Source organism: Paenibacillus whitsoniae, from assembly GCF_003955665.1.
Taxonomy (GTDB): Bacteria; Bacillota; Bacilli; order Paenibacillales; family NBRC-103111; genus Paenibacillus_E; species Paenibacillus_E whitsoniae.
The window spans coordinates 1-12,928 of the sequence record NZ_RXHU01000122.1; the positions used below are offsets into that span (position 1 = coordinate 1).

Here is a 12,928-nt window from a genome sequence, read left to right on the forward strand (position 1 = left end):
TTGCCCCCAAAGCTCGAAGCCCTCAATCCGCTGCCCCGCACCTTGGATAAATTCCTGCAGCATGACCCGGTCGAACTCGACAGGTTCGCCAAGATCCACCACCAGCTCCGCCTGCTCCACACCCGCAGGCGGAGACCAGTACGTGTCGCGGCGCCCATCCGTCACGTGCACCGCCACCGCGTCCCGCTCCGCATGGGACGCCCACACCGCCGCGCCTGCGGCGAGGTCGCGCCCGTACGTGCGGCGCAGCCGCACCCCCAGCTCGCGCAGCGCCGCCGCGTCGCGCTCATGAATCTTCCCGCGCGTGTCCGGCGGGACGTTCAAGAGCAAGGCGCTGTTCCCGCCGACACTCCGCTCGAACAGCTCCACCAGCGCCTCGGCCGACTTCACCTGATCGTCGTCGGCCGGATCATAAAACCACTGCGGCCGAATCGACACGTCGACCTCGGCCGGATACCAGATCGCGCGCTCCGCCTGCGCGAGTACGGCCCGGCTCCCGAGGTCTTCGTCCTCCGCCGTGAGCCGCCGGGCCCAGGCCGGATCGTCCGCCTGCTGCGAGTCGGCCTGCACCTTCTCCGTATCCCGCATCGCCGCGGGCACGACGCTCCACTCCGACCGGCGCGTATGCCCCGCCTCGTTGCCGCACCAGCGCACGTCCGGTCCGCACACCGCGATGACCGCGCCCGGCTGCAGCTCGCGGACGAGCCGGTACGTGCCATCCCAATCGTACACCTGCTTTTTGCCGTTCCGGCCCTCGCCGCAGGCGCCGTCCAGCCAGACGCAGAAGATCTCCCCATACTGCGTCAACAATTCCGTCAGCTGCAGCTGAAAATACCGGTTATACGCCGGGGAATCCCCGTACGTCGGCGCATTCCGATCCCACGGCGACAGGTACACGCCGAACTTCAAGCCCTGCGCGCGGCACGCTTCCGCCACCTCGCGCACCACATCCCCTTGCCCGCCACGCCATGGCGCGGATCGAACCGAATGCGTCGTATACGCGCTCGGCCACAAGCAAAACCCGTCATGATGCTTGCACGTCAGAATGACGCCGGTCATTCCCGCCTCTTTGCACACGGCCACCCACTGGGCGGCATCCAGTTCCTTCGGCTGGAACAGCTGCGGATCTTCCTCGCCGGTTCCCCACTGCCTGCCCGTAAACGTATTCATCCCAAAATGAATAAACCCATAAAATTCCATCTCCTGCCAAGCCATCTGGCGCGGGGACGGCACGATCTGAATCGCTTCTTCTATGGAAACACCCACTGCTGCCCACTCTCCTCTCTTATGAGAAAAACCCGACCACGCGAGCGGTCGGGCCTCTTCTTTACTTCGATTTTTCCTTATAAAAATCGTTCGTTTCCTTAATATGCTGCTGGAAGCTTGCATCGTCTTTAAACTGCTTCACGAGTTTGTCCCAGTCGTCGAGTGTGTTTTTGCCGATGATGACGTTGACGATCATGTCGTTCAGCTTTTTATCCCAATCCGCACCTTTCTCCTTGAACGGCGCCGATTTCATGAGGCCATACGTTGGATCCGGGATGGAAGAGATCGCGTCGATCACTTTTTTGTTCGCTTCATACACATCGTTCGGAATACCGGACACTTTGGCACGCAAGTACTTGTCAAAATAGCCCGTTACCCATTGGCCCGTCGTATCGCCAGAGTAGCCTTTTTTCTTGCCTTCTTCGGTCTGCTCGACGCTGCCGTCCGGCTTCACGGTGTAGTCCACGTCTTTAATACCGTAAGTCGCCAGGTTGTAGCCTTCTACGGATGCCGTGTAATCGTACAGCTCCAGAATCTTCTTCAACTTCGCTTCGTTTACAGTCTTTTTGTTGATCAGGAATTGCCCGTAGTAGCCGCTTGCCTGCTCATAGTACGCCTTGCCGTCCGCCGTTTTCGGCAGCTCGATCGCAATCAGATTCGCTTGTGGATTCACTTTTTGAAGTTCCACATTGTACTTGTAGGCATCGACGACGTTTGCGATCGCTGCGCCCGCTTTGCTCTGCACGAGCATATCTTTGATCTGCGCTGTTTTCAAAATCGGCATATCCGGCAGGATACCGCCGGCTTTATACGTTTTGCTCCAGAACGCGAGCGCCTCTTTCGCCTGTGGCGTCCACCAGTACGGCGTCAGCGTGCCGTTCTCGTCCTTCCATTTCGTGCCTGCGCCGAACATGGAGAGGAGATAGCTCGCAGGGCCCGGCGAGCCCGGCATGACAGCGCCATACGTATCAGCCTTGCCGTTGCCGTCCGGATCTTTTTGCGCGAACGCTTCCAGCACGGTAGCCAGCTCATCCATCGTTTTCGGCTGTTGAAGGCCGAGCTTGTCTAACCAGTCCTTGCGGATCAGCAGCGCTTCATGGCCGTCGAGCGGTCTGACACGCGGCAGGGAATACAGCTTGCCTTTGAGCGAAGCATTTTTATACACGTTATCCGGGTATTTCGCCAGGTTTGGATAGTTCTTGATATAAGAGCTGAGTTCCCAGAAAGCGCCTTGATCGATGGCATTCAGAAAAGCAGGCGTTGTGTTAAAATCCTCCACGAACAGCACATCCGGCAGATCGTTAGACGCAAGCAGTGCGTTCAGTTTCTCGGAAATTTGTGCGGACGGAATCCAGTTCAGTTTGAGATTGATATTCAGCTTTTCGTTCAGTTTTTTGACAGCTTCGAGCTCGCCTGTCGGCGCCGCTGCAAAAGCCAGCGTTGTAACGGAAATGTCTGTCGGCTTCGCGCTCGCCGTGCTCGCTGCCATGCCTGTCGGAGCCGCTCCTTCGGTTTCTTTCTCTTTGCCGCAAGCCGCGAGCGATGCGACCAATCCTGCTGCCGTAAGGAGCACGGCCAATTTTTTCACCATCGGTTTCATGTACAAAGACCTCCCAGTCTATGATTATTATACACCTACATGAATCGTCTTGCTTCATCTTGCCGTGGGCGCGCAGGCCCGCATTCCCCCTCTCGCTGTAGTCAGAAGTCCGCTTAACCTTTCACAGAGCCGACCATCATGCCTTTGACAAAATATTTCTGCAAGAACGGGTACACCATCACGATCGGCAGCGAGGACAGCACGACCGCTGCCATTTTGATCACCTGCGGAGGCACGGTCCGTTCGCTTTCCAGCGCAGCGGCGAGAGACGGGTCCGCCATTTGCGAGGCGGAGATGAGCAGCATTTGCAGCAGCACCTGCAAGGGCCGCAGCGAGTCGCTGTTAATGTACAGCACGCCGGCAAAGTAGGTGTTCCAGTACGCGACAGCGTAGAACAAGCCGAAAGCAGCGAGCGCCGAGACCGATACCGGCAGCATGATGCGGAAGAAAACGCCGACGTCGGAGCAGCCGTCCATTTTAGCCGCTTCCTCCAGCTCATCCGGGATTTCTTGATAGAAGTTGCGCATCAGAAAGACGTACCAGGCACTCGTCAGCGCCGGTAAAATGAGCGCCCAGATCGTATCCATCAGCCCGAGGCTGTCCACAAGCAGGTAGTTCGGGATCATGCCCGGATTGAACAACATCGTCATCAGAATCGCCACGAGGAAAAACTTTTTGCCCTTGAGGCGCTTCCTCGACAGCACGTAGGCCAGGGCGCTGGTCACGATCAAGCTTAGCACCGTGCCGAAAACAGCGAGAATCCCGCTAATCCCCATCGCATGCACAAACGCATTTGTCGAGAAGATGTAATCATAAGCAGCAAGGCTCCAATGTTCCGGAATCAGCACCAACGGCTTCGTCAAATACTCCGTCGGATCTGTAAAAGAGATGATCACTACATAGATGAACGGCAGCAATGTCATCAACCCGAACAGCATGAGCAATGTATAGTTAATGGCATTAAACATGCGCGACCCTAAACTTTTACCCATCTTAATACAAGCCCTCCTCTCCGAACTTCTTCGCGACGCGGTTCGCGGACACAACCAGGATCAACCCGACCACCGATTTGAAAAGCCCCGCCACCGTCGCATAACTGAAGCGGCCTTGCTGAATGCCGACACGGTATACGTACGTATCAAATACATCCGCCACCTGCGCAACCGGCCCGCTCATCATCAGGTAAATTTGCTCGAAGCCGACGTCCATCACTTGGCCCAAGCGCAGGATCAGCAGCACGATAATCGTGCTTCGAATCCCCGGCAGGGTGACGTTCGTCATCTGCTGCCATCTTGTCGCGCCGTCAATCTGCGCAGCCTCATACAGCTCTGAATTAATGCCCGCCAGCGCAGCGAGGAAAATGATCGTGCCCCAGCCCGCTTCCTTCCACACGCTTTGCGCGGTGAGCATCGCCCAGAACAGGTTCGGCGACGTCATGAACTCGATTTTGTGCCCGCCGAATTCCACGAGCAGTTGGTTGATTACGCCGGTGCCCTGTCCGAAGATCAGGAAGCAAATCCCGACGATGATCACCCAGGATAGAAAGTGCGGCAGGTAGATGACCGTTTGCACAAATTTTTTGAACGCCAGCTTCCGCACCTCATTCAGCATAAGCGCCACGATAATCGGAACCGGGAAGAAGAAAACAATGTTCAGCAGCGAAATCGCCATCGTATTGCGGAACAGGAGCATAAAGTCGGGATTCGTGAAAAACTCGTGAAAATACTTGAAGCCCACCCATTCGCTGTGCCAGAAGCCCATATAAGGGGAGTAATTTTGGAAAGCCAGCAGCAAGCCCCAGAGCGGCACGTATTTAAAAATAAGGAAAAATAACAATCCCGGCGCAGCCATGAGATATAAATATTTGTCGCGTCTGAGCGCGATCCGCCATGCCTCGATCCACGATTGCTTCGTGCGAGTCTCCTGCTTGCTTACGCCGGGAAGCGTGTTTGAAAGTTGTTCCACTTGGCCTTGCGACATCGTCTTCACCTCTCGTTGTTTAGCATGGGTCGATCGTACATGACGGCGGGACCCAGCGACAATGACCAATTCTTAACCGCGTTAAGGGCAGAGGACAAAAAAAGAGAAACCCCGTCGTGACGGGGTTTCTCGGGTGTGTATTCACTTTTTTTGCCTGGTGTGAAGGGGTGGCGAATAATGCGCATCTCAGCTTTCGTCGTCTGCTCCGCCTCGGTATTGCCCTGGCGTTACGCCGATGTGCTTTTTGAAAACGCGGATGAAGTTCTTCGTCTGGTACCCAACGCGCTCCGCGATTTCGGACACCGACAGGTCGGTCGTGCGGAGCAGTTCCACAGACTTGTCGATGCGGATCTTCGTCAGGTACTCGATGAAGGAGACGTCCTTTTTCTTTTTGAACAGCTTGCTCAAATAGTGCGGACTGAGACCGCAGATCTGCGCGCATTGATCCAGCGACAGATCGAAGTGATAATTTTCCTCCATGTAGCGGACAACTTTATCGATCAGTTGATCGTGCTCCTGCGTCTGTTTTCCTTGCACATAGGCCACGATTGGCTCGACAAGCTGCTCCTCGAACCATTGATTCAGCTCCAGCGTCGTGCTGAGCTGGCGAATGTGCAGGTACGGATCGGCGCTTGCGGTACCGAACAATTGGGCCGTATCCAGCCCGAGCATGTAGGCCGTGCGAATCGCCGCTGTAAGCAGCCTATAATACGACATCTGGATGAGCTCCGGCTTTTGGATCGCCGCCTCCATCCCTTTGGCGAACTCGTTCATCATCCGCACGGCTTCATCCCGGTCGCCCAGCTGCAGCGAGTTCTCAAAATGCGTCTCGATCTCCAGCGGATACCGATAATGCAGATCCGCGTGGCTGCCGCCGGCTGCATTCGCGATCACCTGATTGCCGCCGACGATCATGCGCGAGCGGACGGCCAGGTTCGCTTCCTCGTACAGCTCAGGCAGCTCGTCGATGCGCTCGCTCTGCCCGCTCAGCCCGATCGTGACCGGCAGGCGCAAATAATCGGACACCTGCGTCCGCAGCTTTTCTGCGAACGCTTTAACGTCGGCCGTCTCATCTTGCACGGCGTCCTGAAACAGCCAGATCGCCACCTGATCGTTCAGCAGGTTGATCACGATGCCCTCCATCGCTTGGGCTTCCAGCAGCTCGCTGCCGATATTTTTGACCGCAAAGACGATAAGGTCGCGGTCATTCTCCTGAAACCGCTTCCTGCCCCCCTCTTCATCCGGCGGCAAATCGAACGCGATCACGAGCACGCTGCTCTCCATGTCCGTCGGTACGCTGTACCGGCGCAGCACGTCCGTTAGCTGATCGGCGGAGTAGTGAAGGAAGCGCCCCTGCAGCAGCTGCAAGGCGAAAATCTCGCGAATCATCGGCAGCTGATCGCTCAGCTGCTGCTGCATCTCGCTCGCGGTGCTCGTCAGCTCGGCCCACCTGCGGTGCATGAAGCCGACTTCGTCCGTATCCGCATCCTGCGCCTGCTCGCCCCGCACCAGCGTGACAAGATTCTGGATCGGTCGGTACACGCGCCGTGTGCCCCACAGCGTGACCACTGCGCCGATGGCCAGGCACACCAGCACGATGACGAGCGTAATGAGCTTAATGCCGTTGGACTTCGCGTTGAGCTGATGGATCGGCACCATATTGATGTACTGCCAGTTGTTATACGAGGACGTAATCGGCGTCACCATAAAGTCCGTGCCCTTGGACGTGAATTGAAAGCGCGGCTCGGCGCCTTTTTGCGCAACTTGCTGAAGGAGCCCTTCCGGTACCGTATCGCCGCCGACCGAGGTGACGAGATTGCCTTTCGCGTCTAAAATAAACATTTCCTCGCCCGCGTAGGAGATGAAGCGATTCATGATGTTCTGGAACAGCGTCTCCTCGATCCGGATAAAAAGAAGCCCGATCGGCTGCTTGGCCAGAATCGGCGCCTTCGCGATAAGCGTCACGCCTTTGGTATTGTAACCCGGCACATTCGGGTACGGGCCGATCGCCCAGCGGAACTGATCGGGCGTGGAGAACTCTTTCAGTAGCGCTTCTCGTTCGCCACTGCCTTCAATCCGCCTCCCGCCGAATACCGGCGAGACGAGGTAGCCCTCATCCGGCACGTACATCGCGATGTCGGCCGCTTCTTTGTTGCCGCCGAGCATCGAGGACAGCTCGCGGGAGATGCCGGAGTACAGGCCGGCGTAGTTGGTGCTTTTCAGCTCGGCGAGATTGGAAGAGAAGAACGTGCCCAGCAGCATTTGAATCGCGTTGTTCTGGATCCGGTCCAACGTCGAATCAATCGTCGAGGATACGTTGTTCAGAATGCGCACGTTCGACTGATTCACTTCGCTTTGGACCGCCGACGCGGAATATAAGTAACTCCCGATGCCCACAAGGGCCACCGGCAGGATCGCAGCGAACAGGGACAAGGTCACCATGTTGCGAAAAATCGTTTTGCGCTGAAAAAAACGCTTCCAAAACTTCGTTAACACGTTCCGCACAACACCATCACCTCGAAAACAGATTACTGAGCATTTTAATCGGTTCGCGGGGGAAAAGCAATCGTTTGGGGGCAAAACGCTTGCTCGTCAGCTATTCAAGACACGATCACTCGCCAACTTTCCATCGTCCACCCCAGCCACGCCCAAAAACGAAAAAAATGTGCGGTTTCCTGCAAAAACTACATCAAATTTCCGCATACCCAGCCCACTTCGCCCTTTTTCAAGGTCGGCTGGCGGATTTAGCTGTACGATTTGCAGGTTGAACTGCCGAATTCACCGCAAACTCGCAAATTACATGTATGAAATGCAGGTAACCGTATGACCCAAGCCTGCTACCTGGCCTGAGATCAAATAACGACTACCGCCTGACTCGAATTACCTGCCACTCGAGTGCACAGCCCTATCCCCTCGTTCCAAGAGGAATACGCCACTGAGCCAAGAATACTAATAAGTAAAATAGCCCACAAGGAGGTCAGAACCCGCCTATGAAATTCTCCCTGCCCGGTATGCTCGCCTCGCTCATCAGCCTTTCACTATCCATCACCTTTCTGTTCTGGAATCCATATACAAACGCCGCAGTCGGCGAGGACACCATACTTATCGTGACGGTGATGCTCATTTTACCGGCCTGCTTAGGCGTCCTCGCTGCATGTAGGAAATCACGTCCTCTCATGGCCATCGCGTTGATCTGGTCATTGCCTTACAGCCTCTATCTATCACTCGCTGCAATCCCGAGCATCTTCAACGGCTTCGCCCTCGTACTGCTTTTGTATCTCGCAGCCCTTCTCCTTACCATCAAAAAAAGATCGTCACCCCGCAAACAAGGTTAAACGATCTCTCATCCTCTACACCATACCCCAAATCTGCTTGCCCACAAGCAGCAGACATACGACGATAAACAGCGGCCGCACGTACGTCGCCCCCCGCCGAATCGCCATGCGCGAACCGACCAGCGCGCCGCACACCATGGCCAGTCCCATCGGAATGCCGACCTCGTATTGAATTGACCCAAGGGCAATAAATGTCGCAAGACTAGCGATGTTGCTGCCGAAGTTCAGCATTTTGGAATTGCCCGCCGCCTTCACGAAATCAAATCCAACCATCAAAAAGGCAAAAATCAGAAATGACCCCGTCCCCGGCCCGAAGAAACCGTCATAAAATCCGAGCCCAAAAGCCGCAAGCCCCATCAGCATCGCCGTCTTCGGCGTATAACGCTCGAACGTGGAGCTAGCCCCCCAATTTTTGCGAAAAATCGTATAAATCGTAATCAGAATCAGCATCACGATGACGAGCGGCTTCAGAAAGTCCGACGGAATCTGCTGGAGCGTCAACGTTCCGCACACCGCGCCAAGCAGCGCCAACACGAAAAGTCCCCGAACCGCCTTCACGTCCACCTGCCCCGAACGCATGAATGAGATCGTGCTCGTCATCGACGACATGGTGCCCGCCAGCTTGTTCGTCCCGAGCGCAAGCGCCGGATGCATGCCCGTTGCCAAGAGTACCGGTACCGAAATCAATCCCCCGCCACCTACGACAGAATCTACAAATGCGGCCGCGAAGCCGCCGATGATGATGAACATCATCATTTCCCAAGAGATGTGAATCATGTTGTCCAAGTTCCTTCTTTCGCGCTAACCTGTCTTATTTGTCCATCCGTTATTGTCGCACGACTACGGCTCAGGAGCAAGCAGGATAACGTTGGAAAGTGGACCTCTGCGGGGTAAGGGGGAGTGTCTTCAAGAAATGGCCTGTTCACCGGCAAAAAGCCCCTTCGGCCGCGCAGGTGCGCCGCCCGCCAGCACCACATGCACCGCCCCGTGCAGCTACAGGAACAAGCCCTCAGGCAGCTTCGCCTCCCAGTCGGCGGGCAGCGGCAGCCCCAGCGCATGCAGCGCAACGGCTGCGGTGTCCATGATGCTGACGCCGACCAGTTCGTTGACCGCGACAACGCCCGGTCCGCGGCAGCCCCAGAAGATCGTCATATCCTTCGGATGATCGCTGCCGTGGTCGTGCGTGCGCGCACCTCCGCCGCCATGGTCAGTCGTGACGACGATCAGGCTGTCGTCCAGCAGATCGGCCTCGGCCAGCGCCCGGACGATCTCGCCGATCTGCGCGTCGGCACGCGTGATCGCCTGCAGCTGCCCGGCGGTGCCGAAGCCATGCTTGTGGCCTGCGGCATCCACATCGTCCAGCTGCACGAACAGCAGCCTGAAATCCGGCTGCTCCTTGATAAATGCGCCGATCGCAGGAACCAGATCGGCATCCGGCGCGGCGTGCTTCACCACGCCGTCCAGCGGTTCGATCGCCCCGGTCAGAATCGGCGCCCAGCACACGAACGCCCCTGCGGGGCTGTTCGGGTACGCCGCCTTGACGCGGCGAAAGAGCGAGGCTGCGACCGGGCCAGCCGGCATTTGTGCGTTATTTTTAATGTACATTTGCGCCTCGTGCTTCTCCGGCCCTACCCCATGCAGCAGCGAACCCCAGCACTCGCCGCTGTTGGAAGGATATACGGTCTGTGCGCCATATGTAGCGGAACCGCTTTGCAGCAAGCCGTCGATATGCGGCGTATCCGCCTCTTTGATATAAGCTCCGGCACCATCAATGCCCAGAATAATTACACGTTCACAGCTTTTGCCTGTCATCATCCGTTTCCCCTCTCCCCTGGTTGGCTTCATTTACTCGCTAATGCGCACTTCGATCCCAAGCCCCTCGAACGTCTCGATCCATTCCTTCGAACAGCCCGGATCCGTGACGAGCATGGAAATATCCTTCAATCTCGCCACCCGCGCAAACGTCGACATCCCGAACTTCGAGTGATCGACAACCAGAATCGTCTCTTCGGCACGCTGCATCATTTTGCGGGCAACCATCGCCTCTTCCATATGAAAGTCCGTAATGCCGTCCGTCACCGAGACGCCGCCTCCGGAAATGAACGCCTTATTCACTTTGAACTGATCCAGCATTTGATCGGCCAGCGGCCCCATGGCAGCCCGACATTCGCGGTTAACCTCCCCGCCCGTAAACAGAATGCGGCCTTGGAACGTCTCCATCGCCAGCATCAGCATCGGAACCGAATTAATAATGAGGGTAACGTTAGGTTTATCACTTAAAAAAGGAATGATCTCAATCGTCGTCGTCCCGTTGTCCAGCATGATCGTCTCGCCGTCTTCCACCAGCGAAGCCGCCAGCTTGCCGATCGCCCGCTTCTCCGGCCTCATCATCTCCACGCGCTTTTGAAAAGGGGGCTCGACCCGGTCCATGCGCATTTTGACCGCACCGCCGTATACTTTGCGCAGCTTGCCTTCCTTCTCCAGGCGATCCAGATCGCGCCGCACCGTTTCGGTGGAAACGGACAGCAGCTCTGCCATGTGCGGCACCTGGACTTTGCCTTCCAGCTCCAAATGATTCAGAATTGTTAACCTGCGCTCCTCAAAGGTAAGTGACATAGCGCCCCTCCTAATCCTGCATTATGTTATTGACAGTGTAGCAAGATGGGTCTACAATTGTCAACAAACAACAACAAAACAACAAAAACAACACAGGAGGCTTACATATGCCACAACCCCTGATCTTTCGAGAAAATGGAACGTTCACGATCGTCCAGTTCACCGATATTCACTGGAAAGATAGCGGTGAGCGCGATCAAAGCTCACGTCAGTTGATGGAAGACGTGCTGGACCATGAGCAGCCCGATCTGGTTGTCTTCACGGGCGACGTGATTTACACCGGTCCCGTCTCCGAAGGCACTCCTGCCTGCACGGACGCGATAGCCGCGTTCCAGGCCGCTACCCAAGCCGTTGCGGCGCGCGGCATCCCTTGGGCCGCCGTTTTTGGCAACCATGACACGGAGTCTCTCGTCACCCGTGAGGAGCTGCTTGAAGCGGTGCTTCGCCTTCCGCACACCGTCACGCAGCGCGGACCGGTCGGCGTCCACGGCGCCGGCAACTACAGCCTCACCGTTCAAGATCCAGCGGGGCAGGCGGGGTATCGGTTATTCTTCTTCGATTCCGGCGCTTACTCCCCGCTGCCGCAGGTGAACGGCTACGACTGGCTGCGGCACGATCAAATCGCGTGGTACCGCGAAGAGTCGCGCCGCTTGCAAGAAGAGGGCGGCGCACTGCCTGCGCTGGCATTCTTTCATATTCCGCTGCCGGAGTATCAGGAAGTGTGGGAGACACGCACGTGCTATGGGCATATGTACGAGACGAAATGTTTTGCGCCGGAAGTAAACTCGGGGATGTTCACCGCGATGCTTGAGATGGGCGATGTCGTCGGCACGTTCGTCGGGCATGACCATGTCAACGATTTCTGGGGCGACCTGCACGGCATTCGGCTGTGTTACGGGCGGGCTACGGGGTATAACACGTATGGCAAAGAAGGCTTTCCGCGGGGCGCGCGGGTCATTCGCCTCCGGGCAGGCGAGCGTGAGTTTGAGACGTGGCTGCGGCTAGCTGACGGCACGTCGGTGCACCAGCAGCCAGAACATCTTCCCGGCGCCGCTGGTTAAGGAGATGATGACTTGATATTCCTGGCCACTACCCTTGTCATCGCATCCGGGTTGACGCATGCGATTTGGAGCCTTTTTACCAAACGCAGTCAGGATAAAGGCGTCTTTCTCTGGTGCATTATGGCCGTTGCGACCGTGCTGCTGTTGCCCAAACTCATCATTGAGCTCTGGACTCATCCTTTATCCTTATCCGCTTATGGGTTGCTGCTGCTGTCCGCAGCCTTGCAGGCCGTTTATGCTTTGCTGCTTGCCAAAACGTACAGTATGGGCGACCTCTCCCAGGTGTACCCCATCATGCGGGGCACGAGCACGCTGCTTATTCCGGTTCTGGGCGTCCTGTTTTTGCATGAAACGCTGTCGCCCTGGGGTTGGTTCGGTCTGCTCTGTATGGTCAGCGGCTTTGCAGCGCTCAGCGGCCTCTTGACGAACATGCGAAAAGGAGCGGCTTCCGCCGCTCCTCTCAAGCCTTTTCTCATGGCGCTCTGCGTCGGGCTGTGCACCACGAGTTACGTGCTCGTCGACAAGCTCAACCTCGCGCATATTTCAGCGGTCTCGCTGCTCGAAGTCACCAATATCGGTTTCGTTGCAGGACTCACCCCGCACCTCCTTCGTTCAGGTCAGCTTCGCACGGAGTGGCGGTTGAACCGGAACATCATTATGCTCGGGTCAATTCTCAACCCCGGCTCATACCTGCTGTTCCTGTTCGCGCTGTCCTACGCGCCGCTCGCCCATATTTCGCCGCTGCGCGAAATCGGCACGTTTTTCGCCACGATCCTGGGCATCGTCGTGCTTAAAGAGAAGCAGGGCACCGTGCGCATCGTCTGCTCCATGCTGATCGTACTGGGCATTATCTCCATCGGCGTGCTGGGATAGTCTTTCGCACCAGCCTCGCAAAACCTGCGAAAACGCAGGCTTTTTCGGGCTCAACCGTCCGATCCAAGGCAAAGCCTGCGGTAAAGCAGGCTTTTTTTACATGATCGCCTTATTTTCAAGGAAATAAAAGAAAAAAGATGCCTTTCCGCAGGAATTCCACTTAAATCGGCAATTTTCCGGGAAATTCCTGCTTATTT

At 56.6% G+C, this 12,928-nt stretch carries 11 protein-coding genes; 3 read left to right on the forward strand and 8 right to left on the reverse strand.

The genetic code is table 11. The annotated features are described in order from the left end of the window. The 5 genes from EJQ19_RS29740 to EJQ19_RS29760 all read right to left on the reverse strand — a co-directional run. Nucleotides 1-1,266: alpha-L-fucosidase (locus tag EJQ19_RS29740; protein ID WP_164716829.1), on the reverse strand; the 1,266-nt coding region annotated here is incomplete at its 3' end. Between the two features lie 61 nt (nt 1,267-1,327). Further along, on the reverse strand, nt 1,328-2,866 hold the full coding sequence (locus EJQ19_RS29745) for a type 2 periplasmic-binding domain-containing protein (protein ID WP_126144866.1): 1,539 nt from the start codon (nt 2,864-2,866) through the stop codon (nt 1,328-1,330). A 113-nt stretch (nt 2,867-2,979) separates the two neighbouring features. Beyond that, on the reverse strand, nt 2,980-3,858 hold the full coding sequence (locus EJQ19_RS29750) for a carbohydrate ABC transporter permease (RefSeq protein WP_126144867.1): 879 nt from the start codon (nt 3,856-3,858) through the stop codon (nt 2,980-2,982). Nucleotide 3,859: 1 nt separating this feature from the next. Further along, nucleotides 3,860-4,846: an ABC transporter permease gene (locus tag EJQ19_RS29755; RefSeq protein WP_126144868.1), complete on the reverse strand. Its 987-nt coding sequence runs from the start codon at nt 4,844-4,846 to the stop codon at nt 3,860-3,862. Between the two features lie 186 nt (nt 4,847-5,032). Beyond that, entirely contained in the window at nt 5,033-7,351 is a 2,319-nt protein-coding gene (locus tag EJQ19_RS29760; RefSeq protein WP_126144869.1) for an AraC family transcriptional regulator, read from the reverse strand. A gap of 485 nt (nt 7,352-7,836) precedes the next feature. On the opposite strand from EJQ19_RS29760, the gene EJQ19_RS29765 reads away from it, so the two are divergent. Then, complete coding sequence (locus EJQ19_RS29765; protein WP_126144870.1) at nt 7,837-8,181, forward strand: hypothetical protein; 345 nt, start codon at nt 7,837-7,839, stop codon at nt 8,179-8,181. 15 nt (nt 8,182-8,196) lie between these two features. On the opposite strand, the gene EJQ19_RS29770 is transcribed toward EJQ19_RS29765, so the two are convergent. The 3 genes from EJQ19_RS29770 to EJQ19_RS29780 form a co-directional block, all read right to left on the reverse strand. Further along, nucleotides 8,197-8,958, reverse strand: coding sequence for a TSUP family transporter (locus EJQ19_RS29770; RefSeq protein ID WP_126144871.1), 762 nt, complete (start codon nt 8,956-8,958; stop codon nt 8,197-8,199). Between the two features lie 216 nt (nt 8,959-9,174). Continuing rightward, complete coding sequence (locus EJQ19_RS29775) at nt 9,175-9,996, reverse strand: alkaline phosphatase family protein (RefSeq protein ID WP_241243147.1); 822 nt, start codon at nt 9,994-9,996, stop codon at nt 9,175-9,177. Between the two features lie 30 nt (nt 9,997-10,026). Continuing rightward, nucleotides 10,027-10,797 (reverse strand): DeoR/GlpR family DNA-binding transcription regulator, encoded by a 771-nt coding sequence (locus EJQ19_RS29780; RefSeq protein WP_126144872.1) that lies wholly within the window; start codon nt 10,795-10,797, stop codon nt 10,027-10,029. A 107-nt stretch (nt 10,798-10,904) separates the two neighbouring features. Here EJQ19_RS29780 and EJQ19_RS29785 point away from each other — a divergent pair, with 107 nt between their 5' ends. Beyond that, nucleotides 10,905-11,858 carry a metallophosphoesterase family protein gene (locus EJQ19_RS29785; protein ID WP_126144873.1) on the forward strand — a complete coding sequence of 318 codons (954 nt, stop codon included), beginning with the start codon at nt 10,905-10,907 and terminating at the stop codon, nt 11,856-11,858. Between the two features lie 12 nt (nt 11,859-11,870). After that, nucleotides 11,871-12,731: a DMT family transporter gene (locus EJQ19_RS29790; protein WP_126144874.1), complete on the forward strand. Its 861-nt coding sequence runs from the start codon at nt 11,871-11,873 to the stop codon at nt 12,729-12,731. The last annotated feature ends 197 nt before the right edge of the window (nt 12,732-12,928 follow it).

Bases quoted from the DNA above. Each gene is read 5' to 3' on its own strand.
- EJQ19_RS29770 (WP_126144871.1), bottom strand. From the start codon at position 8,958: ATGATTCACATCTCTTGGGAAATGATGATGTTCATCATCATCGGCGGC.
- EJQ19_RS29755 (WP_126144868.1), bottom strand. From the start codon at position 4,846: ATGTCGCAAGGCCAAGTGGAACAACTTTCAAACACGCTTCCCGGCGTA.
- EJQ19_RS29750 (WP_126144867.1), bottom strand. From the start codon at position 3,858: ATGGGTAAAAGTTTAGGGTCGCGCATGTTTAATGCCATTAACTATACA.
- EJQ19_RS29775 (WP_241243147.1), bottom strand. From the start codon at position 9,996: ATGATGACAGGCAAAAGCTGTGAACGTGTAATTATTCTGGGCATTGAT.
- EJQ19_RS29745 (WP_126144866.1), bottom strand. From the start codon at position 2,866: ATGAAACCGATGGTGAAAAAATTGGCCGTGCTCCTTACGGCAGCAGGA.
- EJQ19_RS29780 (WP_126144872.1), bottom strand. From the start codon at position 10,797: ATGTCACTTACCTTTGAGGAGCGCAGGTTAACAATTCTGAATCATTTG.
- EJQ19_RS29765 (WP_126144870.1), top strand. From the start codon at position 7,837: ATGAAATTCTCCCTGCCCGGTATGCTCGCCTCGCTCATCAGCCTTTCA.
- EJQ19_RS29785 (WP_126144873.1), top strand. From the start codon at position 10,905: ATGCCACAACCCCTGATCTTTCGAGAAAATGGAACGTTCACGATCGTC.